This is a genomic window from Streptomyces sp. NPDC005374 (genome assembly GCF_042872225.1).
GTDB lineage: Bacteria > Actinomycetota > Actinomycetes > Streptomycetales > Streptomycetaceae > Streptomyces.
In genome coordinates, this window is record NZ_JBIAKA010000012.1 from 98059 (window position 1) to 118891 (window position 20833).

The 20833-nt window shown below is 71.2% G+C and carries 22 protein-coding genes; 13 read left to right on the plus strand and 9 right to left on the minus strand.

The annotated features are described in order from the left end of the window. Positions 1-5 precede the first annotated feature (5 nt). Complete coding sequence (locus ACFYRX_RS29180) at positions 6-1679, plus strand: FAD-binding dehydrogenase (protein ID WP_389105778.1); 1674 nt, start codon at positions 6-8, stop codon at positions 1677-1679. 16 nt (positions 1680-1695) lie between these two features. Here the strand turns inward: ACFYRX_RS29180 and ACFYRX_RS29185 are convergent, their stop codons facing one another. Next, positions 1696-2046, minus strand: a complete 351-nt coding sequence (locus ACFYRX_RS29185) for a DUF488 domain-containing protein (RefSeq protein ID WP_389105781.1) — start codon at positions 2044-2046, stop codon at positions 1696-1698. A 142-nt stretch (positions 2047-2188) separates the two neighbouring features. Here ACFYRX_RS29185 and ACFYRX_RS29190 point away from each other — a divergent pair, with 142 nt between their 5' ends. The 4 genes from ACFYRX_RS29190 to ACFYRX_RS29205 are packed head-to-tail and all read left to right on the plus strand — an operon-like array spanning position 2189 to position 6878. Further along, positions 2189-3565, plus strand: coding sequence for a M1 family metallopeptidase (locus ACFYRX_RS29190; protein WP_389105783.1), 1377 nt, complete (start codon positions 2189-2191; stop codon positions 3563-3565). Between the two features lie 41 nt (positions 3566-3606). Continuing rightward, positions 3607-4350, plus strand: coding sequence for a L,D-transpeptidase family protein (locus ACFYRX_RS29195; RefSeq protein ID WP_389105786.1), 744 nt, complete (start codon positions 3607-3609; stop codon positions 4348-4350). Between the two features lie 18 nt (positions 4351-4368). After that, positions 4369-5076, plus strand: coding sequence for a response regulator transcription factor (locus ACFYRX_RS29200; RefSeq protein WP_389105788.1), 708 nt, complete (start codon positions 4369-4371; stop codon positions 5074-5076). Further along, a complete protein-coding gene (locus ACFYRX_RS29205) occupies positions 5073-6878 on the plus strand; it encodes a sensor histidine kinase (protein WP_389105790.1) in 1806 nt (601 codons plus the stop codon). The genes ACFYRX_RS29200 and ACFYRX_RS29205 overlap by 4 nt, the downstream gene beginning before the upstream one ends. 30 nt (positions 6879-6908) lie before the next feature. Here ACFYRX_RS29205 and ACFYRX_RS29210 read toward each other — a convergent pair whose 3' ends face one another. Beyond that, a complete protein-coding gene (locus ACFYRX_RS29210; protein WP_389105793.1) occupies positions 6909-7163 on the minus strand; it encodes a WhiB family transcriptional regulator in 255 nt (84 codons plus the stop codon). A 108-nt stretch (positions 7164-7271) separates the two neighbouring features. Then, the gene (locus ACFYRX_RS29215) at positions 7272-8492 is read right to left on the minus strand and encodes a saccharopine dehydrogenase family protein (protein ID WP_389105796.1); all 1221 of its coding nucleotides are present in this window, start codon (positions 8490-8492) and stop codon (positions 7272-7274) included. Between the two features lie 107 nt (positions 8493-8599). Here ACFYRX_RS29215 and ACFYRX_RS29220 point away from each other — a divergent pair, with 107 nt between their 5' ends. After that, on the plus strand, positions 8600-9373 hold the full coding sequence (locus ACFYRX_RS29220; RefSeq protein WP_389105799.1) for a TetR/AcrR family transcriptional regulator: 774 nt from the start codon (positions 8600-8602) through the stop codon (positions 9371-9373). A gap of 19 nt (positions 9374-9392) precedes the next feature. Here ACFYRX_RS29220 and ACFYRX_RS29225 read toward each other — a convergent pair whose 3' ends face one another. Further along, positions 9393-10286: a LysR family transcriptional regulator ArgP gene (locus tag ACFYRX_RS29225; protein ID WP_389106271.1), complete on the minus strand. Its 894-nt coding sequence runs from the start codon at positions 10284-10286 to the stop codon at positions 9393-9395. A gap of 69 nt (positions 10287-10355) precedes the next feature. On the opposite strand from ACFYRX_RS29225, the gene ACFYRX_RS29230 reads away from it, so the two are divergent. Together ACFYRX_RS29230 and ACFYRX_RS29235 are read left to right on the plus strand one after the other, a co-directional pair. Next, positions 10356-10973: a LysE/ArgO family amino acid transporter gene (locus ACFYRX_RS29230; protein ID WP_389105802.1), complete on the plus strand. Its 618-nt coding sequence runs from the start codon at positions 10356-10358 to the stop codon at positions 10971-10973. A 110-nt stretch (positions 10974-11083) separates the two neighbouring features. Then, positions 11084-12382: an MFS transporter gene (locus ACFYRX_RS29235; RefSeq protein WP_389105805.1), complete on the plus strand. Its 1299-nt coding sequence runs from the start codon at positions 11084-11086 to the stop codon at positions 12380-12382. A gap of 95 nt (positions 12383-12477) precedes the next feature. Here the strand turns inward: ACFYRX_RS29235 and ACFYRX_RS29240 are convergent, their stop codons facing one another. The 3 genes from ACFYRX_RS29240 to ACFYRX_RS29250 form a co-directional block, all read right to left on the minus strand. Continuing rightward, positions 12478-12933, minus strand: coding sequence for a cyclic nucleotide-binding domain-containing protein (locus tag ACFYRX_RS29240; RefSeq protein WP_389105808.1), 456 nt, complete (start codon positions 12931-12933; stop codon positions 12478-12480). A gap of 258 nt (positions 12934-13191) precedes the next feature. Next, positions 13192-14670 (minus strand): aminotransferase class I/II-fold pyridoxal phosphate-dependent enzyme, encoded by a 1479-nt coding sequence (locus ACFYRX_RS29245; RefSeq protein ID WP_389105811.1) that lies wholly within the window; start codon positions 14668-14670, stop codon positions 13192-13194. A gap of 59 nt (positions 14671-14729) precedes the next feature. Then, positions 14730-14939: a hypothetical protein gene (locus ACFYRX_RS29250; protein ID WP_389105813.1), complete on the minus strand. Its 210-nt coding sequence runs from the start codon at positions 14937-14939 to the stop codon at positions 14730-14732. A gap of 215 nt (positions 14940-15154) precedes the next feature. Here ACFYRX_RS29250 and ACFYRX_RS29255 point away from each other — a divergent pair, with 215 nt between their 5' ends. The 5 genes from ACFYRX_RS29255 to ACFYRX_RS29275 all read left to right on the plus strand — a co-directional run bounded on the left by ACFYRX_RS29255 (position 15155) and on the right by ACFYRX_RS29275 (position 18249). Then, positions 15155-15598, plus strand: coding sequence for an ATP-binding protein (locus ACFYRX_RS29255; RefSeq protein ID WP_389105816.1), 444 nt, complete (start codon positions 15155-15157; stop codon positions 15596-15598). Positions 15599-15802: 204 nt separating this feature from the next. After that, positions 15803-16678 (plus strand): SigB/SigF/SigG family RNA polymerase sigma factor, encoded by an 876-nt coding sequence (locus ACFYRX_RS29260; protein ID WP_389105817.1) that lies wholly within the window; start codon positions 15803-15805, stop codon positions 16676-16678. A 5-nt stretch (positions 16679-16683) separates the two neighbouring features. Further along, positions 16684-16902, plus strand: a complete 219-nt coding sequence (locus ACFYRX_RS29265) for a DUF5133 domain-containing protein (RefSeq protein WP_389105819.1) — start codon at positions 16684-16686, stop codon at positions 16900-16902. A gap of 53 nt (positions 16903-16955) precedes the next feature. After that, positions 16956-17789: a DUF1206 domain-containing protein gene (locus ACFYRX_RS29270; protein WP_389105822.1), complete on the plus strand. Its 834-nt coding sequence runs from the start codon at positions 16956-16958 to the stop codon at positions 17787-17789. Between the two features lie 28 nt (positions 17790-17817). Then, positions 17818-18249 (plus strand): hypothetical protein, encoded by a 432-nt coding sequence (locus tag ACFYRX_RS29275; RefSeq protein WP_389105825.1) that lies wholly within the window; start codon positions 17818-17820, stop codon positions 18247-18249. A 10-nt stretch (positions 18250-18259) separates the two neighbouring features. On the opposite strand, the gene ACFYRX_RS29280 is transcribed toward ACFYRX_RS29275, so the two are convergent. Together ACFYRX_RS29280 and ACFYRX_RS29285 are read right to left on the minus strand one after the other, a co-directional pair. Continuing rightward, complete coding sequence (locus ACFYRX_RS29280) at positions 18260-20491, minus strand: FUSC family protein (protein WP_389105828.1); 2232 nt, start codon at positions 20489-20491, stop codon at positions 18260-18262. 63 nt (positions 20492-20554) lie between these two features. Beyond that, positions 20555-20767: a DUF4287 domain-containing protein gene (locus tag ACFYRX_RS29285; protein ID WP_389105831.1), complete on the minus strand. Its 213-nt coding sequence runs from the start codon at positions 20765-20767 to the stop codon at positions 20555-20557. Between the last annotated feature and the right edge of the window lie 66 nt (positions 20768-20833).

Consider the following 20833-nt stretch of genomic DNA (forward strand, 5'->3'; position numbering starts at 1 on the left):
TCGCCATGGACGCCGACGTCATCGTCGTCGGAGCCGGGCTCGCGGGCCTCGTCGCCGCGCACGAGCTCACCAGCCGCGGCAAGAGGGTCGCGCTGGTCGACCAGGAGAACGCCGCCAACCTCGGCGGCCAGGCCTTCTGGTCCTTCGGCGGGCTGTTCCTCGTCGACTCCCCGGAACAGCGGCGCCTCGGCATCAAGGACTCCTTCGACCTGGCCTGGAGCGACTGGCAGGGCAGCGCGAAGTTCGACCGTGTCGACGACGAGGACTCCTGGGCGGTGCGCTGGGCGCGCGCCTACGTCGAGTTCGCGGCGGGGGAAAAGCGGTCCTGGCTGGAGGGACACGGCATCAAGTTCCTGCCCACCGTCGGCTGGGCCGAGCGCGGCGACCTCACCGCCCACGGACACGGCAACTCCGTGCCCCGCTTCCACGTCGCCTGGGGCACCGGCACCGGAGTGGTCGAGCCGTTCGTCGACTACGCCAAGCAGGCCGCGCGTGACGGACTGCTGACCTTCTACCACCGCCACCAGGTCGACGAGCTGGTCGTCGAGGAGGGCACCGCCCGAGGCGTGCGCGGCACCGTCCTCGCCGAGGACAACTCCGCGCGCGGTGTCGCCTCCAACCGTGACCGCGTCGGCGACTTCGAACTCATCGCCCGGGCGGTCGTCGTCACCACCGGCGGCATCGGCGGCAACCACGACATCGTCCGCCGCTACTGGCCCGAACGGCTCGGCAACCCGCCCACCGAGATGGTCACCGGCGTCCCCGCCTACGTCGACGGCCGCATGCTCGACATCAGCGCGGACGCGGGCGTCCGCCTGGTCAACCGCGACCGCATGTGGCACTACACCGAGGGCATCCAGAACTGGGACCCGATCTGGCCCGGCCACGGCATCCGCATCCTGCCCGGCCCGTCCTCCATGTGGTTCGACGCCCTCGGCCGGCGCCTGCCCGAACCCTGTCTGCCCGGCTACGACACCCTCAGCACCCTCGAACACCTGCGCACCACCGAGGACATCGCGGAGCACGACCACTCCTGGTTCATCCTCACCCAGAAGATCATCGAGAAGGAGTTCGCGCTCTCAGGCTCCGAGCAGAACCCCGACATCACCGCCAAGGACCGCGCGGGCTTCCTCAAGGAGCGGATCCTCGGCAAGGGCGCGCCGGGCCCGGTCGACGCGTTCCTGCGCAAGGGCGCGGACTTCGTGACCGCCCCGAACCTGGAGCAGCTCGTCGAGAAGATGAACGGGCTCACCGACAAGGCACTTCTGGACGCCGACTCGCTCCGCCGCCAGATCGAGGCCCGCGACCTCCAGATCGCCAACTCCTACAGCAAGGACGCCCAGATCCAGGGCATCCGCAACGCCCGCCGCTACATCGGCGACCGCCTCGGCCGGGTCGCCACCCCGCACCGCATCCTCGACCCCGCAGCCGGCCCGCTGATCGGCGTCAAGCTGCACATCCTGACCCGCAAGACCCTGGGCGGCATCCAGACCGACCTCGACTCGCGGGCGCTGGGCACCGACGGCAAACCCCTGGAGGGCCTGTACGCGGCGGGCGAGGTCGCCGGCTTCGGCGGCGGCGGTGTCCACGGCTACAACGCGCTGGAGGGCACCTTCCTCGGCGGCTGCCTCTTCTCGGGACGCGCGGCGGGCCGGGCGGCGGCGAAGCAGACCGGCTAGGGCACCGGCCGGCAGGCTAGGACTCCAACAGGCGCACCAGCACGGTGGCGTGGCTCTGCTCCGGTGTCTTCGACGCCGTCAGCAGGGTCACGTCCCCCTTGGCCACCAACTCCCGGACACGGTCGAGAAGTTCGGCCGCCTCGGGAGCGGCCAGTTCCGCCTCGTACCGCCCGGCGAACTCCTCGTACGTGCCCTCGCCCGCGTGGTACCAGCGGCGCAGCTCGGTCGACGGGGTGAGCGCCTTCGGCCACTCGTCCACCCGGGCCGCGTCCTTGGGCAGGCCGCGCGGCCACAACCGGTCGACCAGGACACGCACACCGTCCGCGGGGACGGGCGGTTCGTAGACACGGCGGACGCGGATGCTCACGGGCGGCCTCTCGACAAAGGGGTGAGTGCGTCGGGAGCGTACTGCGCGGAGCGCCTCGACTTGACCTGATCAAGGGTGAGTTGCCGGGGAGGCGGCCTTTAGTGTGAAGGCGTTGCCCACCCCCCCACCTGTAGGAGTGCACGTGCCGAAGGCCGTCAGACGCACTTTCGTCCTCGTCACCACCCCCGTCGCCCTGCTCGGTGCCGCCGCGCCTTCGCCGACGGGCTCCTCCGGAGTGGGCGACCCCTACTTCCCGCTCTCCGGCAACGGCGGCTACCACGTCGGCCACTACGACCTGACACTGCGCTACGACCCGGGCAGCGGTCACCTCGACGGCAAGGCGGTGCTCACCGCCCGCGCCACGCAGCGCCTCGGCCGCTTCGACCTCGACTTCAAGGGACTGACCGTCACCGGCCTGACGGTCGATCACACCAAGGCCGGTTTCCGCCGGGACGGGCAGGAACTGGTCGTCACCCCGAAGCGCGCCCTGGGCAAGGGGGAACGATTCACGGTCACCGTCACCTACCAGGGCAAGCCCGGCCCCGTCACCGACCCGGACGGCTCGCCCGACGGCTGGATCCCCACCGACGACGGGGCCTTCGTCGCCGGGGAACCGCAGGGCGCGATGACCTGGTTCCCGTCGAACAGCCACCCCACGGACAAGTCGTCGTACGACTTCACGATCACCGTCCCCAAGGGGCACACCGCGGTCGCCAACGGCGTTCTCCTCTCCGAGCGGACCGCGCACGCGAAGACCACGTTCCGCTGGCGGCAGAGCGAGCCCATGGCCGCCTACCTGGCCACCGCGACCGTCGGGAAGTTCACGGTGCAGCAGTACACCACCAGGGACGGCATCCGGGTCTACAACGCCGTCGATTCGCGCGAGGCCGCCGCGGCGGCCCCCGTCCTGAAGAAACTGCCCTCCGTGCTCGAGTGGGAGGCCAAACTCTTCGGGCCCTACCCGTTCCGCGCCGCCGGATCGATCGTGGACCACGCGCCGAACGTCGGCTACGCGCTGGAGACCCAGAGCCGACCGGTCTACGACCGGGCACCCGACCTGAGCACCCTCGTCCACGAGAACGCCCACCAGTGGTTCGGCGACTCCGTCTCGCTCACCTCCTGGAAGGACATCTGGCTCAACGAGGGCTTCGCGACCTACACGGAGTGGCTCTACGCCGAGCAGCACGGCGGCGACAGCGCGCAGAAGACCTTCGACGACCTCTACGCGAAGCCCGCGAGCGACGGTCTGTGGGAGTTCCCGCCGGGAGATCCCGGCAGCGGCGCCAACATCTTCGGCACTCCCGTCTACGCCCGGGGCGCCATGGCCCTGCATGTGCTGCGCACGACGGTCGGCGACCCGGCGTTCTTCCGGATCCTGCGTGCCTGGGCGGCCGAGCACCGCGACGGACACGGAACCACCGCACAGTTCGAGCGGCTTGCGGAACGTGTTTCGGGGAAGAAGCTCGACAGCCTGTTCCAGACCTGGGTGTATGCGCCGGGCAAGCCGAACAGGCCCTGAATCCTGACGAGTTCCTGATAAGTATCGGCAAGAGTCGTTCCATGATCACACGCAGAACCCATGTGTCCCTGCTCGCCGCGTCCCTCTTCCTGACGGGATGCGGCGGCGGGGCTGTGGCCAGTACGGAGGGCGCACCCGCGCCGTCCCGGGAGACTCCGGAGCCCACCCCCTCACCGGAGATATCCGTCGAGGTCGCGCCCCAGCAGATACCCGGCCTCGGCCCGAAGACCCTGGCCAAGGTGCCGGCCGACACCCGGCAGGCCGTGGTCGTCACCGGTAAGGGCCGCGACTCCTCGGACTCGACCGTCGTCCTGTACGAACGCACCACGGCCGGCTGGCAGGCCGGCGGCAGCTGGCCCGCACACAACGCACTGAGGGGCTGGACCGACCACCACCTGGCCGGCGACCTGCACTCACCGATCGGCGTCTACACCCTCACGGACGCCGGAGGACTGCTGAAGGACCCCGGTACGAAGCTGCCGTACAACCGCTCCAGCGGCTTCACCGCACCCGGCACCGGCTTCGAGGGCGAACCGCTGGCCGGGTCCTTCGACTACGTGATCGCCATCAACTACAACCGGCGGCCCGGCACTTCACCCCTGGACTGGACACGTCCCCTCGGCGCGGGCCGCGGGGGCGGAATATGGCTCCACGTCGACCACGGCGGGCCCACGCACGGCTGTGTCAGCATCGCCGAGGAGCACATGAAGGACCTGCTCCGCGCCCTGAACCCGGACCTGCGTCCCGTCGTCGTCATGGGCGACGCGAAGTCCCTGCAACGCTGACCGCTTAGGATCCGCCGGGTGTGCGCACATGTGCTGGTGGCCGAGGACGACGAGATGCAGGCCGAACTCATACGACGGTCCCTGCTCGCGGAGGGCCACACCGCCACCGTGGTCCACGACGGGCGGGCCGCCCTCGACGCGGCCCGGCGGCTCGCCCCCGATCTCGTCGTCCTGGACCTGATGTTGCCGGTGATCGACGGGTTCGGGGTGTGCCGGGTACTGCGGCAGGACGACACCCCCGACATCCCCGTCGTGATGCTCACCGCGCGCTCCGCCGAGGACGACGTCCTGCTGGGCCTGGAGCTGGGCGCCGACGACTACATCACCAAGCCCTACAGTCCGCGCGAGCTGATGGCCCGCATCCGGACCGTGCTGCGGCGCAGCGGACGGGCGGACGCCTCCGGCCGACGTGAGGATCCCGTCGTCCGCGCGAGCGGTCTCGCGGTCGATCCCGTACGGCACGAAGTGCGCTGCGACGGAGTGCCGGTGGAGTGCACGCCGGCCGAGTTCGAGATCCTCCTCGCCATGGCCGCCGAACCGGAACGGGTGTTCTCGCGACGCCAGTTGCTGGAGGTCACCCGAGGCACCGACCGGTCCTCCACCGAACGGGCCGTGGACGTGCACATCATGAACCTGCGCCGCAAGACCGAGGCCGATCCGCGCCACCCGGTCCGGCTGCTGACCGTGTTCGGCGTCGGCTACAAGCTCAGCGGCGGCCGCGGATGAGTGCGCGCATCCCCCTGCACAAGCGGCTGTTGGTGCGGCTGCTGATCACGTCGGGACTCATCGCCGTGTGCTCGGTCGCCGCGACCGCCTGGCTGGCCGTGGCGACCACCACCCAGGCCCTGCGCGAGGAGCAGGGTCAGGCGCTCGCCGACGACATGGACGTCCTCGCCGAGCTCAGCGGCTATGCGGCGACCCACCCCGACTGGTCCGGGGTGGCGCAGACGGTACGGAAGCTGTCGGCGAAGACCGGCCGTCGTATCGCCCTGACCACCTCGGGCCGCCGGGTCATCGCCGACTCCGCGCCGGCGGGCACCTCCCTGCCGCCGAGCGCGGCCGCCGCCGTCGACCCGCTGCACACCGACACCGACAGCGAGCGCGGTGCCCAGGTCCCCGGCATCGATCCGCGAGCGGTGGGCCCGTACCGGCTCACCGAGGCGGAACGCGTCAAGGTCGACGCGCTGGCCCGCAAACGACAGCTCTGCTTCTCCCAGTTCGGTGTCAGGACCAGCCTGAGCCGTATTCCGAGCGGGCGGATGGTCATCACCGACCCGGACAGCGACTCCGCGCCCGACCACGTGCCCGACGCCTGCGCCGACGGACAGCTCAACACCCCCACCCCGACGGAGCAGAAGGCGATCAAGGCGGCCCGGGGGCCGGCCCGCGCATGCCTGGCCGAGGCCGGACTCCCCGTCGAGTACGCCGCGTTGCTCGGGAGCGGACCGGGCGCGGTGGACGTGCGCCGAACCCTGACCGGCAAGCTCGGCGACAAGGAGGCACGCCAGGCGCAGCCCTGCTTCGACGAAGCCCTGCGCACCCAGCTCGACCCCTACGTCGCACCCGCCGCGGAACTCTTCCTGGGCACCGGGGACACCCCCGCCGTGCTGTTCGACATGTCCCCGGCCAACAAGGCCAAGGTCATCGGCGCCGCCGGGCTCGTGCTCGCCGTCACCGTCGCCGCGACCGCCCTGGTCGCCAGCAGGCTGGTGAGGCCGCTGCGCGCGCTCACGGCCGCGGCCCAGCAGCCGCCCGAACTCCATGTGCGCGTCCCGGTGACCACCCGCGACGAGACCGGAATCCTCGCCGCCGCCTTCAACGACCTCACCGAGCGCCGCGAGCGCCTGGAAGCCCAGCGCAAGGCGATGGTCAGCGACATCGCGCACGAACTGCGCAGCCCGCTCACCAACATCAGGGGCTGGCTGGAGGTCACCCGGGACGGCGTCGTCGACCCCGACCCCGCCCTGCTCGGCTCCCTGCACGAGGAGGCCCTCGTCCTCCAGCGTGTCATCGACGACCTCCAGGACCTCGCGGACGCCGACGCCGGCACCCTGCGCCTGCACCGGGAGCCGGTCCGCTGTGACGAACTCCTCCAGCAGGTCGCGGCGGCCCACCGGGTCGCGGCCGATGCGAGGGGGGTCGGGCTGCGCACCGACGTCGACGGCGAGCCGTGGCTGGACGCCGACCCGGTGCGGATGCGGCAGGTGCTGGGCAACCTGGTGTCCAACGCGCTGCGCCACACCCCGCCCGGCGGTTGCGTCACGGTGTCCGCGCGCCGGGACGGCGACGACGTCCTCCTGGAGGTCGCCGACACCGGCTCGGGTATCGCGTCCGACGACCTGCCCCACGTCTTCGACCGGTTCTGGCGCGCCGAGAAGTCACGCAGCCGTCGTACCGGAGGATCGGGTCTGGGCCTGGCCATCGTCCGTCAACTGGTGGCCGCCCACGCCGGCACGGCCCAGGCGGCGAGCGAGCCCGGCACCGGCAGCGTCTTCACCCTGCGGCTTCCCGGGGGACCGACGCCGTAGCCGTAGGTGCGAATTCCGTCGCGGGACCGGTCAGCCGGACCTTCTCCGCGCGGCGGCGGCGCGCCGGGCGAGCGCGCGGCGTTCCGTCTCGCTGGTGCCGCCCCAGACGCCGATGCCCTGCCCGGTGTCCAGGGCCCACTGAAGACACTGCTCCTGGGAGGGGCAGCGTCGGCAGACCGATTTGGCCTGCTCCGTCTGCACGAGTGCGGGGCCGGTGGTGCCGATCGGGAAGAAGAGGTCGGGGTCCTCGTGGCGGCACGCGGCATGGTCTCGCCAGTTGTCCATCAATGTCACCTGCGATCGAGTCGTACGTGCCCTCGTGGAAGCCTTACTGGATTTCGGGTCACCTGTCGATGCGCGGTGAAACAACCGGGTCCCGTGGGACACCCCCGGTCACTGCTCGCGGATGCCCCACGGGGAGCCGTACGCGGTCAGCAGATCCAGGAAAGGGCGGGCCGGGAAGGCCTCCGGGCCGAGGACGCCGGTGCCGGACCAGGCACCGGTGGCGAGGAGTTCGAGGGCCACGACCGGGTTCACCGCGGTCTGCCACACCACCGCCTGACAGCCGTACTCCGCCATGGACCACTGGTTGTCGACCACGTGGTAGACGTACACCTCGCGCGGTGCCCCGTCCTTGACGCCCTTCACCCACGTGCCCGCGCAGGTCTTGCCGTGCATGCGCTCGCCCAGCGTCGCCGGATCGGGCAGACACGCGGCCACGACGTCCCGGGGCGAGACCGCGGCCGGCCCGGTGGCGCTCGGCACGGTCACAGGATCGGTGCGGTCCAGACCCAGCAGGTGCAGCGTCCTCAGCGTCTCGATGAACTCGCGGCCCAGTCCGTACTTGAAGGTGACCCGGCGCGCGCCGACCCAGCGGGGCACGAGCAGCACCTCCTCGTGCTCCACGTTCACGCACTCGACGGGACCGATGCCCTCCGGGAAGTCGAAGACCTCCGGCTCGCTGAAGGGCTCCGTGGTGAACCAGCCGCGGTCGGCCTCGTAGACCACGGGCGGGTTCAGGCACTCCTCGATCGTGGTCCAGATGCTGAAGGAGGGGGCGAAGTCATAGCCGTCCACGGTGAGGTTCGCGCCGTCGCGGACACCGATCTCCTCGATCTCGTCGAACAGTTCGTCGGCCGCGTACCGGGCGAAGACGTCCGACAGACCCGGCTCCACACCCATCCCGACGAGCGCCAACGCGCCCGCCTTCTCCCACTCCTCGGCCCGCGCGAACTGCTCGTCGCCGAGCTTGACCCCGCACTGCTCGTACGGCCGCTCGGGGTGCGGCCGCGACAAGGACATCGCCATGTCGACATATGCCGCCCCGGCGGAGCGCGCCGCCTGGAACAGCGGCATCACGAAGCGCGGGTCGGTGGCGTTGAGGAGGACGTCACACGCGTGCCGCTCCAGCAGGGCGGTCACGGCCGACTCGTCACCGGCGTCCACGCGCTCGGCGCGGAACCGGCCGCCCCTGTCGCCGAGCGCGGCCACCGCGGCCTCGGCGCGAGCAGGGTCGTAGTCGGCGACGACCATGGCGTCGAAGAACGGCCGCCGGGCGGCGATCCGGGTGATGGCGGTACCGACGCCTCCGGCGCCCACGAGCAGTACACGCATGACAGACACTCCCTCACGGGCCGCGGCCCGCGGATGTGCGGGGCCCCTGGCGGAGATACAACGCCGTGCCCTCGTTTAAGGTCAATGGCGTTGGCATAAGGAGGCCCATGACGCCGAAGCCGGTTGTCCCCGAGGAGAAACGCCGTCGACGCAGGCCCACCAGGAGCGGCACCGTGCTGTCTGAGGGGCTGATCGTCGAGACCGCCCTGCGCATGCTCCGTGAGCACGGCAGCACCGGGCTCACCGCCCGCCGTCTCGGCCTGGCCCTGGACGCCGACCCGAGCACCCTCTACCGCTACTTCCGCGGCATGGACGATCTGACGCTCGCCATCGGTGACGCGCTGATCGGCCAGGCGCTGGAGGGCTGGGAACGGACGGGGGAGTGGCGGCGGGATCTGCGCGAGGTGGGCCTGCGCATCCACGCCGCGTATGTCGCCCATCCCCAGGCCGCCCTGCTGACGACGAGCAGGGTCACCGGTCGCTCGAACGAACTGGCGGCGGACGAGACGGTCCTGGACATCCTGCGCACGGCGGGTTTCCCGCTCCCGGAGACGGTCCGCATCTACCACGCATTCATCGACCAGACGTTGGCCTTCGCGGCTCTGGACGCGGCCTCCCTGGCCCTGCCGAGCGAGGCACTGGACGAGGACGAGGCGAGATGGCGCTCGACATACGCCCACCTGCCCGCCGACAGCTACCCGCGCATCGCGGAGGCGGCACCTCTCCTGGCGACCCGCATGGTCACGAGCGCGTACGAGACGGCCTTGGACATGCTCCTGGACAGCCTGGAGGCATGGGTTCAGGAGGCGCCCCACAAGGGGCGCGGGGCGGTATCGACATGCGGCTCCGCCGCGGGGCGTGACCAGCCACAACGGACCTGAAGCCGACCAACGACGGGACCTATCGCAGCGTTTCCGACGCAGCGTCCACCACCGCCGACGCCACCGCGGCCAACGCGGGCGAATCCAGCTTCCACTGCTGCCAGTACAGAGGAACATCCACCGGCTGATCCGGCGCCAGTGAGATCAGTCGACCGGTACGCAGCAACTTCCCGGCCTGTACCTCCGGCACCATCCCCCACCCCAGCCCCAGCACGACCGCGTCGACGAACCCCTCCGACGTCGGCACCGCATGCCGCACAGACCCGGCCCCACCCCGCCGGAGCTTCCGCAGGAACCCGTCCTGGATGTCGTCACTGCGGTCGAACGTCACCACCGGAGCCGCCGCCAGCCCGTCCCGCAAGGACCCCCCTCCGAGACAGCGCTCCGCAAACCCTGGACTCGCCGCCGCCACATACCGCATCCGCCCCAGCAGCCGCACGGAACATCCCGCCACCGCATCCGGCGAGGACGTCACCGCCGCCATCACCAGCCCCTCCCGCAACATCTCTGCCGTGCGCGTCTCGTCCTCGCGCCGCAGCTCGAAGCAGAGCCGTTCCCGCTGCGGGACCCGCGTGAGCGCCCCCAGGAACCAGGTCGCCAGCGAGTCCGCGTTGACCGCGACGGAGACACGCGTCACCTCCCCCTCGCCCGGCATCCCCAGCTCGGCGAGCGCGTCCCGCTCCAGCCGGGCCAGCTGCCGGGCGAACCGCACCACCACCTCGCCGGACTCGGTCGGCCGCACCGGCTTCGTGCGGACCAGCAGCACCCGCCCCGTGCGCTGCTCCAGCGCCTTCACCCGCTGGCTCACCGCGGACGGGGTCACGTGCAGTGCTGCCGCCGCGGCGTCGAACGTCCCCTCGTCGACAACCGCGAGCAGAGTCCGTACCTGATCCAGGGGCAGCTCGGTCATCATCACGTCAACTAATGATACGTAAGAATCTTTAGCTGTACGCCCCGTGATCGTCTCCGTACGGTCGAAGCCATGCAAGCCTCTCTGTCCGCCGCTGCCGCGGGTTTCGGCACCGGTCTCTCGCTCATCGTCGCCATCGGTGCCCAGAACGCCTTCGTCCTGCGCCAGGGGATCCGCCGCGACGCGGTCCTCGCCGTCGTCGGCATCTGTGCTCTGTCCGACGCCCTGCTCATCGCCCTCGGCGTCGGCGGTGTCGGCGCCGTGGTGGTGGCCTGGCCGGGCGCGCTGACCCTGGTCGGCTGGATCGGGGGCGGTTTCCTGCTCTGCTACGGCGTGCTGGCCGCCCGGCGCGTGGTGCGGCCGGGCGAGTCGGGCCTGCGGGCGGAGGGTGCGGCGGAGGGCTCCCGCAAGCGGGCGGTGCTGACCTGTCTGGCGATGACCTGGCTCAACCCGCACGTCTACCTGGACACCGTGTTCCTGCTCGGTTCCGTCGCCGCCGACCGGGGCCCGCTGCGCTGGACCTTCGGGCTCGGAGCCGTACTCGCGAGCCTGTGCTGGTTCGCCGCGCTCGGGTTCGGTGCCCGGCTGCTCGGCCGTCTCCTGGCCGGGCCGGCCGCCTGGCGGGTCCTCGACGGACTGGTTGCCGTCATGATGATCGCACTCGGCGCAGCACTGGTGGCCGGAGCGTGAAGAGCCCGGGCGCACGGTCCGCGAGCTGAGACATCGCGTTCCGAACTCCTGGCCGGTGCTGCGATAGTGAGCCCTGGACCCGTTAGATGTAACGAGCAACCAGGAAGCGCGTGGACACCGGCGAGAGCAGCACCGAACCTCAGACACCGGCCGTGGAAGGGGCACCGCCGCCCCGGCGCGGCTGGCGCCGCTGGGCCATGGACACCCGCCCGCTGCGTCTCCCGGCCTACCGCCGGCTGTGGAGCTCGACGATCGTCACGGCCGTCGGCAGTCAGCTCACCGCCGTGGCCGTGCCCAAGCAGATCTACGACATCACCGGCTCCTCGGCCTGGGTCGGCGCCGCGAGCATGGCCGGACTGCTGCCGCTGATCGTGTTCGCGCTGTGGGGCGGTGCGGTCGCCGACACCGTGGACCGCCGCAAGCTGCTCCTGATCACCAACACCGGTATCGCCGTCACGTCGGTCCTGTTCTGGCTCCAGGCCGTCACCGGACTGGACTCGGTGGCGGCGCTCATGGTCCTGCTCGCGGTGCAGCAGGCGTTCTGGGGCCTGAACTCCCCTGCCCGCAACGCGTCCATCGCCCGGCTGGTCCCCGAGGACCAGCTGCCCGCGGCCAACGCGCTCGGCTCGACCGTGATGCAGACCGGCCAGGTGGTCGGCCCGCTGCTCGCCGGTGTCCTGATCCCGGTGATCGGCCTTCCGGAGCTGTACCTCATCGACGCCCTGGCGCTGTGCGTCACGGTGTGGGCCGTATACCGGCTGCCGTCCCTGCCGCCCCTCGCGAGCGCGGTGGCCCGTCGGGCCGGCGTGCGCGAGATCGCCGAGGGATTCCGGTACATCTCCGCGCACAAGGTGCTGCTGCTGTCCTTCCTCGCCGACATCATCGCCATGGTCTTCGGCATGCCCCGGGCCCTGTTCCCCCAGCTCGCCTCCGAGACCTACGCACCGTACGGCGAGGGCCTCGCGCTGGGTCTGCTGTTCGCGGCCATCCCGATCGGCGCCGTGGTCGGCGGACTGCTCTCGGGCACCTTCTCCCGGGCCCGCAGGCACGGCTGGATGGTCATCGGCGCGGTCGTCGCCTGGGGAGTGGCCATCACCGGGTTCGGGCTGAGCGGCAGTCTCTGGCTCGCCGTGGTGTTCCTCGCCGTGGCCGGGATCGCCGACATGGTCTCGATGGTCTTCCGCGGGGCGATCCTGCTCTCCGCCGCCACCGACGAGATGCGCGGCCGGATGCAGGGTGTCTTCACCGTCGTCGTCGCGGGCGGACCCCGGCTCGCCGACGTCCTGCACGGCACCGCCGGCTCGGCCTTCGGCGCGCGCACCGCGGTCGCCGGCGGCGGACTCCTGGTCGTCGCCGCCATGCTGAGCCTGGCCCTCGCGGTGCCGGCGCTGCGCCGCTACCGCGTCTGAGACACCCGGTGTGCCCGTACTCGGGGCAGGGTGCTTCAGTGGCGTCGTCGGTGACGCCGCCACTCGCGGTCGAGGCGCTCCGTGCCGGGCAGGTCCTAGAGAACACCTCGTCGGTGCGAGCCGTACTGCTCCATGAGCTTGCCCCGCGTCGTCTCCAGCCGGTGGGCGAGGATCTCGGCGACGGTGCGGACCAGGATCATCCCGAGCTGCTGGTCCTCCTCGCACAGCCGGAGCACCGCCGCCGCCTCGAACTCGTAGGCACGTACGGGACTGAACGCTTCCGCGCCGAAGTCCCACTGGTAGGGCGGGAACAGCCAGGACCAGCCGAGCAGGTCGCCCGAGCCGAGCCCGGCGACGGTGACACGCTGCTGGGCGGTCACCTGCTGGGTCAGGGTGACCGCTCCGGAGCGGATGACCCAGAACCGGTCGGCCGTGCCGCCCGCCTCGAAGATGCGGAAGTCCTCGGGGAAGGAGACCTCCTCGGCGAGCGTCATCAGGCTCTGGCGCTGCGGCTGCGGCAGAGCGGTCAGCAGTTTGGTCGCTTTGGTCATGACGCGGGGCTCCTGCCGGCGAGGGATTCCGGTGTTGTGCCTACGCCCATTTCAGCGGCTGCCGCCGTTCGGGGCACCTCGGCGGACTGAGGAAGCTGCCCACGGCATGAAAAAGCCCTGGCTGGACGGGGGAGACCAGCCAGGGCAGTCAGAGGTGGTGTCCGGAGGACGGTGTGTCGACCCCGCCACCACGTATGAGTGAACCGTAAACCATCCATGGCGATTTTGCGCCCTCGCGTCCGGGGTGAGTGACCGGTTTCACTCGGCGGACCCGTTTACCACCCTGATCGTCTCCAACTCCGCGTTCGCGGGATCGGGGAGGTTCATGCCCGCGGCCAGTCCCGTGCGCAGATACCGCAGCACCGGCTCGGTCAGCAGTTCACCGGGCAGTACGGCCGGGATGCCCGGAGGGTACGGCGTGATCATCTCCGCGGCGATCCGCCCGGCGGCCTCGGCGACCGGCACGTTCTCGGCCGGCCCGAAGAACGCGTCCCGGGGGAGACGGACCTGCTCCATCCGCAGCTCGGACGGCGGCGGCACGTCCACGCGCGGGGCCGGGTCCAACTCCGGCGCGACCTCCGCGAGATCCTTCAGCGCGGCGAGCAGCTGTCCGGTGGTCTCCTCGTCGTCGCCATGGGTGATCTGCGCCCCGATCCGGCGGTGGTCCGTCAGATGCATGTCGATGCCGCGGTGCTCGCGCAGCCAGTCAGCGGCCTGGAACCCGGTGATCCCGAGTTCCTCGATGTCGATGACGCCCGGCAGCGGATCGAGGTCGTCGGCCAGACCGGGCCCGCAGAAGTCGTCGCGGTCGTTGACATGCATTCCGTCGATCTCCTCGATCACGGAATGGACGCGGGCCGCCAGATCCAGCGCCCCGCCCATCAACTCCTTGCCGTGCAGCGCCATCTGCCGGCGCCAGCCGTCCAGACCGGCGTACAGCAGCACCGAAGGACTCGTCGTGCCCAGCAGGTCGGCCCGCATCTTCAGCAGATCCGGCGGTACGAGATCGCCCTGGAGATGGAAGACGGATCCCTGCTCCAGGCCGCTGCCCATCTTGTGGATGCTGGTCACACAGATGTCGGCGCCGGCGTCCATGGCCCAGGACGGCAGATCGGGATGGAAGGGCAGGTGCGCGCCCCAGGCCTCGTCCACGATCAGCGGAACCGAACGCCGGTGGCAGACCGCGGCGATGTCCTCGAGGGCCGCGCAACCGCCGTAAGGAGTCGGGCTGACGACCAGGGCGCCCTTCGCGTCGGGATGGGCCTCGAAGGCCTGCTCGAACTCCGCGGCCGACGGCGGGTGCGCGAGATGGCGCTCCGCGTCCCAGCGCGGTTCGACCCAGACGGGCTCGATCCCGGACAGGATCAGCCCCGACACCACGGACTTGTGGGCGTCCCGCCCGATCAGCAGCTTCTCGTGCGGGCCTGCGACGGACAGCATCGCCGCCTTGACGGAGAGGGAACTGCCGCACGTGGTGAAGAAGGTGTGCTCGGCGTGCACGGCGTCGGCCAGCAACGCCTCGGCCCGCTCCAGCACCGCTCCCCGGGTGAGCCGGTCGTCCAGGCCGCCCGAGGCCAGCACGTCCCCGAGGAACACCGCGTCACCCAGTACCTCCCGCACCGCGGGGTCGGCTCCGCGGGCCTGTTTGTGGCCCGGAGGCGCGAAGGACAGGCGTCCCCTGCGGTGATAGTCGGCCAGGGCTTCCAGAACGGGTGCTTGAGTGTGGTCGACGGTCATGGGCCCCGGGTGCCCGCACCGGGCGTCCGTCAATCAGTGCCGACCGGGCCGGCCAACGGTCAGCGGCTGCCCGGCCGCAGAATCTCGTCCAGTACCCGGGTCACCGCCTCGTAGGCCAGAGTGCGCACGGCGGCGTCCCGGGCGGTCTCCGGGTCGGCGGGCCGCAGTTCGTCGCTCCGTGCCCGCCAGGTCTGCTCCTCCTGGGCCGCGCAGTCCCGGGCGCGCCGGATGCGGCGCAGCAGTTCGTCTGAGTCCACGACATCCGTCATATGGTGCGCGTACCCCGGGATCGCGATCGAATGGCCGGGCGCACCGCCCGGAACGGTGAGGTTTGACCGGACGTGGAGAGGTCAGCCGATTAAGGAGGCTCGCGGCGAGCGCGCACCGTACAACGCGGTCACCGTGTCCATGGGCCGGGGAACCGCGCCCGGCTGTCGCTTCACCGACCAGAGAACCAGTCGTTCCATCGATCAGGAGCTACGTCATGTGCGACGAGCACAGGACCGAAGCCGCCCCCGAAACCTCCGTCGCGAACCGACGCCCGCGGTCACGGCCCTGCAGGCCGGCCGAGGCGCGCCGGGCCGTGGAACGGGCCGTGTCCGAACGATGCCGGGCCACGCACACCCCGTGCGAGCCACAGGCCCTCTCGGACGCGCTGCTCGTCGCCTCGGAACTCACCACCAACGCGATCCTGCACGGCGGCGGCATCACCGACTTCCACGTCGTCGTCGAGGGCCGGGGCGTGTGCGTCTCGGTCAGCGACCGCAGTGCCGCACTGCCGGTCGCCAAGGAGCCCGTCGACCCGCAAGGCAGGTGGCGGCCCGGCGGCCACGGCTGGCCCATCGTGTGCCGGCTGGCCCGGGACGTCCGGGTGACCGATCTGCCCTTGGGCGGCAAGCAGATCACCGCCGTGGTGCCCCTGAGCTGATCCGGCACCGCTGTGGAAGCCGCCGAAAACGGAGTGTCCGCAGCGGTGTTTGGGTGCCATACAGCAGGGCAGACGCAGTTTCGTGCTTCGGACCGGAGGCGCGCCAGCGGGAGCGGTATCGCTGCTGCGGGCCCTTTTTCGGCGGTCCGGCAGCGTTCGTCCCGCGGTCAGTCCCTGAACCCGTTTCTTCAGGAGCGAATCCGCATGCTCACCGACACGTCGACCACTCGTTCGACCACCCACGACCGCCCCGCCCCCCAGGGCAGGCGCCGGCACGACGACGCCCCTGACACCATGGCCCTGTTCGCCCGGCTCGCCGGGCTGGCGGAAGGCCCCGAGCGCGACGTCCTGCGCGACGAACTCGTCAAGGCCTGGCTGCCCATGGCCCACCGCATCGCAGGCCGATTCCGCGATCGCGGCGAGTCCATCGAGGACCTGCGGCAGGTCGCGGCACTGGGGCTCGTGAAGGCCGTCGACCGGTTCGAACCGGAACGAGGAGCCTTCGAGAGCTACGCCGTGCCCACCATCACCGGAGAGGTCAAGCGCCACTTCCGCGACCGCATGTGGGCCCTGAGGGTGCCCCGCCGGGTGCAGGAACTGCGCAACAAGGTGCGGGTGGCCCGCCGCGAGCTCACCCAGAACCCCGGTTCCAACGAACCCTCGCCCGCCGACCTCGCCGCCCACACCGGCCTGACCGAGGAAGAGGTCACCACCGGCCTGGAGGCCCTGGAAAGCTTCAGCACCCTGTCCCTGGACGCCGAGCTCTCGGCCGGCGACGACGGCTACAGCCTCGCGGACACCCTGGGCGGCCCCGACACGTCGTACGACACCGTGATCGACCGCGAGTCCGCCAAGGAGGGCCTGCGCCGGCTGCCCGAGCGTGAGCGCGCCATTCTCTACATGCGTTTCTTCGAGGACATGACTCAGAGCCACATCGCCGACCAGCTCGGCATTTCGCAGATGCACGTCTCCCGGCTCATCAGCCGCAGCTGCGCGCGCGTGCGCGACGAGGCGATGGCGGACCGGTCGAGGCGGCAAACCGCAGACGGGCCGTCGGCGGCCGGAGCGTACGAGGAGTGAGCCAGATGCTGATACCCGATCCCGCGTTCCTGCGCCGCCTCGTCGACGAGTACGAGGAACTGCGCGCCGAGGAGGCCACCACGGCGGCCGAACCGAGCCCGCGGGCGAGGGACCTCGCCTACACGCTCTGTGTGTCGACCGGCACCCGGGACGTGCGGGTGGCCCTCGACAAGGCCCACCGCCTGCTCGCGGCCATGCCCGAACGCGCGCGACTGGCCGACTGACGTATGCCGTGTGAGCGCCCGGCCTCCGGGCATCCGGATTTCAGGAGATCGACATGAACACGAGCTCCATGGCACAGACCGGTCGGATCCGGGCCGGGCGCGCAGCCCGCGGCTCCGTGACGGAGGGCGCCGCCCGCGCCGGACTCACCGCCCGCGGTGTGATCTATCTGCTGGTCGGTGTGCTGGCGCTGCAGGTCGCCTTCGGTGACAGCAAGCGCCAGGCCGACCGCGGTGGTGCGCTCGCCGCGCTCTCCGACAAGCCCTTCGGTTCGGTCGTCCTGTGGGCGCTGGGCATCGGGCTCGTCGGGATGGCGCTGTGGCGGTTGTCCGAGGCCCTGTTCGGCGCGGCCGGACCCGACGGCCGCAAGGCGGGCAAACGCCTGCTCTCAGCGGCCCGCTGTGTCTTCTACGCGTTCGTCGCCTACTCCGTGCTGTCCTTCGCCGCAGGTTCCGGCGGCGGTGGATCGAGCGACAAGCAGTCCCAGGACATCACCGCCCGGGCCCTGGGCGTGCCCGGCGGACAGTGGCTGGTGGGCGTCGCGGGGGCCGGTGTCGCGGTGGCCGGCGTGTGGATCGCCGTGAAGGCGGTCCGCCGGTCCTTCCACGACGATCTCAAGCTCGGCGAGATGAGCCCGCGGATCAGGAAGCTCGTCGACGTGACAGGGGTGGGCGGCGGAGTGGCGCGCGGCGCGGTGTTCGCCACGGCGGGTGCTTTCGCCGTTCGTGCCGCGGTCGACTACGAGCCCAAGAAGGCGAAGGGCCTCGACGACACGCTCCGCTCGTTCGCCGAAACCCCGCTGGGGCCGTGGCTCCTCGTCTGTGTCGCGGCGGGGTTCGTGCTGTTCGGGATCTTCTCTTTCGCGATGGCCCGCTGGCGACGGGTCTGACCGGCCCAAGGCGGGGAACCCGCAGGGCATGAACCAACCCGAGCTTCCGCCCGACGGTAGGCCCGTGGACGTCTACCTGGACCTGTTGCGCATCCGTATGGCCTCCAAGGACTACGAGCTGCTGCTGAGCGTGGTCCGTCCGGTCCTGCAGGCCATCGACGAACAACACCTGCCCGCCCTGGACTTCGCGCTGGAGGACGCCCAGGAGGACGGGCTGCCTCAGGAGATCCGCGACGAGGCCGCCCTGGTCATCGCCACCGCGGTCACCGGCCGCCTGGACAACAAGGTGGTCGAGCTCCACGTCGACGACACCGGCCCCGTCCGGGTGGTCACCGACGCGGACACCGCGGCCGATCCGGAGCGCCTCGGCGAGATCGCCGACTACATCCGTGAGCGCCGGCAGACCGACGAGGAACTGCGCGGCATCGCCGAGGTGAGCAACCTGCCCACGGATCTGTGAGCGCCGTGCCCTATCGCTTCGGCGCCGCGACCGGCACGTTCAGCGGCCGGGCCAGACCCACCAGGGTCTCGTCCAGCCGCTGGACGTGCCGCAGCACGCGGTCGGTGACCCGGCCGTAGCGCGCGCTGCCGGGGACCTCGGCCCCCAGCAGGGACGCGATGCTCGGCCCGGTCTCGACCTCGGCGGTGGAGCGCTCGTCCGCGACATGCGCCGCGATCGCCGTGATGTTGTCCCCGATGCGCCGGCCGGCCCGGCGCAGCCGGGGGTCCGCCGCGATCGAGGGATGCGTGGGCAGCAACTCGGCCGTGGCCGCCAGCGAACGCGCGTGGTACGCGCAGGTCTCCAGCAGCGCCACGACATAACGGGCCGTGTCACGCCGGGCCCGCAACGGCGTGATCGGATGCGTGAGCGGCTGGGTGGCCGCCCGCAGATCGGCCAGCGCCTGGTCCAGGTCGCGCGCCTGGTCGAGCAGGTCGACGGCGGAGCCGCCGCTGAGCTGGTCCACCGCGGTCTCGGTCACCTCGTCCAGCCGTGTGAGGACGGTGACGAGCAGTTCGTTCGTACGGCGGTCCGTGCGCACCGGCAGGACGAACGCCGCCGCGATCACCCCGCAGGCCGCGCCGAGCGCGGTCTCCTCCACGCGCAGCAGCAGCACCGAGAGGCTGTAGGTGTGCAGCAGGGTGTAGAGCAGGCCCAGTGCGGCGGTGACGAAGAACGACATGAGCGTGTAGGACAGCGGCGCGGTGTAGAACATCGCGAACACCAGCACCAACACCAGGGCGAACGCCGGCCAGGTGTGCTGCCCGACCACCCCCGCCAGCACGATCCCGGCCAGCACTCCGAGGACGGTGCCCACCAGCCGACGGTAGCCCTTGACCAGGATCTCGCCCGTGGACGCGGTGTTGATGAAGACGATCCAGCAGGTCAGCACCGCCCAGTACCAGCGCTGGCTGGACAGGAACTCACCGCCGACGATGGCGAGCGACGAACCCACGGCGACCTGCACCGCGGCCCGGGTCGTGGGCCGCCTGAGCCCTCGGAGCTCCTCCTGCGCCTCAGCCTCCTCCCCGCCGGCGTCGATGACGGCGTCCTCGGCGTCCAGCTCCTCGCGTGAGCGGGCCGTCGCGGGGGAGTCGTCGGACTCGTCCTGCGGACCGTCCAGGGCGATCCTGAGGCCCAGCACCGCGCGGGCGGCCTCGCCGATGCCCCGCAGGACGTCCTGGACCGAGGGCGGCGCGGGCGGCAGGTTCTCCTCCTCGCGGTACCCGAGGAGCCGGTTGCGGACCTGGGACAGGGCGGTGCCGGTCCTGGCGGCGACGGGGCGCAGCACCAGCAGCCGCAGCGCCTCCAGATCCCGGCGGACCATGTCCGTCGGCCCGTCCCGGCCGGGCATCCGGCCCGCCCGAGGGGCGGGCGCACCCGGCAGATGCAGGGTCAGCGTGTCCGCCCGCTCGGCGCTGCGGGCCGTCAGCAGCAGCAGGCCGAGCCGCTCGGCGGCGATCTCGGCGTCCGCGATCCGCCGCTGCACGAGCCGCGCCGTGGCCGCGTCGGAGGTGCCCTCCTCCAGTCGCCCCTGGATCATCAGCGCCGTCTCGTGCAGCCGCGCGGTTCCCTCGCGTACGTCCGACAGCGCCTCGTCGATCTCCCCGGGCCCGGCGTCCAGCAGCTGCAGCTGCGCGGACACCAGCTGGGCCAGCCGGGCCCGGAAGGCCTCCCGCAGGCGTTCGAGGAGGCCCGCGGGAGTCTCCGGCACCAGCAGGAAGCGTGCCGCCGCACTGCACGAGAAGGCGACGCCGAGGACGCCGTACAGCTCGGGCAGGCCGGAGACGGTGGCGCCGACGAACAGGGACACGAAGTAGACCTGGAAGCCGATCAGGCCGAGCGCGGTGCCCCGGTCGCCGAAGCGGCGCCCGTAGACGGCACAGAAGATCAGTACGACGAAGAAGAGGTCACCCGCAAGGACACGGGAGCTCAGGAGCGCGCCCAGCGACATGGAGGCCAGCGCCACCGGAAGGCCCAGGGCGAGCGTCACGGCCTGCGGGAGGCGCTGCTTCTCGCGGATGGCGAAGGTCGCGACCATCGCCGCGATCGCCCCCGCCACCAGATGCGGGACGCTCACCCCCAGCAGACCCAGCACGACCAGCGTGAGCGCGATCGCGCCCACCGTGCGCAGACCGGCGGCCAGCCGCAGCAGACCGGGGTCCGACGCCGCGACCCGATCGCGCAGCCTCGCTGTGTTCACTCCGCCGTACTCACTCCCGTGTCACGTCATGATCCGTTTCCAGCATGGCACGGCGGAGTGACATCACTTCCCTCCGGTCTCCGCGAGGGTGTGCGCGACCAGAGCGCCCGCGTGCCCGTGTCCCAGGCCGTGCTCGGTCTTCAGCCACGTGACGAGCTCCATGTGCCGGGTCAGCGGCGAGGAACGGATGAGGTCCTGCCACTCGGTGATCGGGCGGCCGTACTTCTTCTCGATCGAGGGGAAGTAGCTCGCGGGGCCCTTCACGGTCTCGGCCATGGTGGTGTCCTTTCGCGGAGGCGTTGTGCTGTCCCTCCTATGACCGTCGACCGGCCGGAAACCGAT

Bases quoted from the DNA above. Each gene is read 5' to 3' on its own strand.
- ACFYRX_RS29180 (WP_389105778.1), top strand. From the start codon at position 6: ATGGACGCCGACGTCATCGTCGTCGGAGCCGGGCTCGCGGGCCTCGTC.
- ACFYRX_RS29195 (WP_389105786.1), top strand. From the start codon at position 3,607: ATGATCACACGCAGAACCCATGTGTCCCTGCTCGCCGCGTCCCTCTTC.
- ACFYRX_RS29205 (WP_389105790.1), top strand. From the start codon at position 5,073: ATGAGTGCGCGCATCCCCCTGCACAAGCGGCTGTTGGTGCGGCTGCTG.
- ACFYRX_RS29210 (WP_389105793.1), bottom strand. From the start codon at position 7,163: ATGGACAACTGGCGAGACCATGCCGCGTGCCGCCACGAGGACCCCGAC.
- ACFYRX_RS29215 (WP_389105796.1), bottom strand. From the start codon at position 8,492: ATGCGTGTACTGCTCGTGGGCGCCGGAGGCGTCGGTACCGCCATCACC.
- ACFYRX_RS29220 (WP_389105799.1), top strand. From the start codon at position 8,600: ATGACGCCGAAGCCGGTTGTCCCCGAGGAGAAACGCCGTCGACGCAGG.
- ACFYRX_RS29225 (WP_389106271.1), bottom strand. From the start codon at position 10,286: ATGATGACCGAGCTGCCCCTGGATCAGGTACGGACTCTGCTCGCGGTT.
- ACFYRX_RS29230 (WP_389105802.1), top strand. From the start codon at position 10,356: ATGCAAGCCTCTCTGTCCGCCGCTGCCGCGGGTTTCGGCACCGGTCTC.
- ACFYRX_RS29240 (WP_389105808.1), bottom strand. From the start codon at position 12,933: ATGACCAAAGCGACCAAACTGCTGACCGCTCTGCCGCAGCCGCAGCGC.
- ACFYRX_RS29245 (WP_389105811.1), bottom strand. From the start codon at position 14,670: ATGACCGTCGACCACACTCAAGCACCCGTTCTGGAAGCCCTGGCCGAC.
- ACFYRX_RS29250 (WP_389105813.1), bottom strand. From the start codon at position 14,939: ATGACGGATGTCGTGGACTCAGACGAACTGCTGCGCCGCATCCGGCGC.
- ACFYRX_RS29255 (WP_389105816.1), top strand. From the start codon at position 15,155: ATGTGCGACGAGCACAGGACCGAAGCCGCCCCCGAAACCTCCGTCGCG.
- ACFYRX_RS29260 (WP_389105817.1), top strand. From the start codon at position 15,803: ATGCTCACCGACACGTCGACCACTCGTTCGACCACCCACGACCGCCCC.
- ACFYRX_RS29265 (WP_389105819.1), top strand. From the start codon at position 16,684: ATGCTGATACCCGATCCCGCGTTCCTGCGCCGCCTCGTCGACGAGTAC.
- ACFYRX_RS29270 (WP_389105822.1), top strand. From the start codon at position 16,956: ATGAACACGAGCTCCATGGCACAGACCGGTCGGATCCGGGCCGGGCGC.
- ACFYRX_RS29275 (WP_389105825.1), top strand. From the start codon at position 17,818: ATGAACCAACCCGAGCTTCCGCCCGACGGTAGGCCCGTGGACGTCTAC.
- ACFYRX_RS29285 (WP_389105831.1), bottom strand. From the start codon at position 20,767: ATGGCCGAGACCGTGAAGGGCCCCGCGAGCTACTTCCCCTCGATCGAG.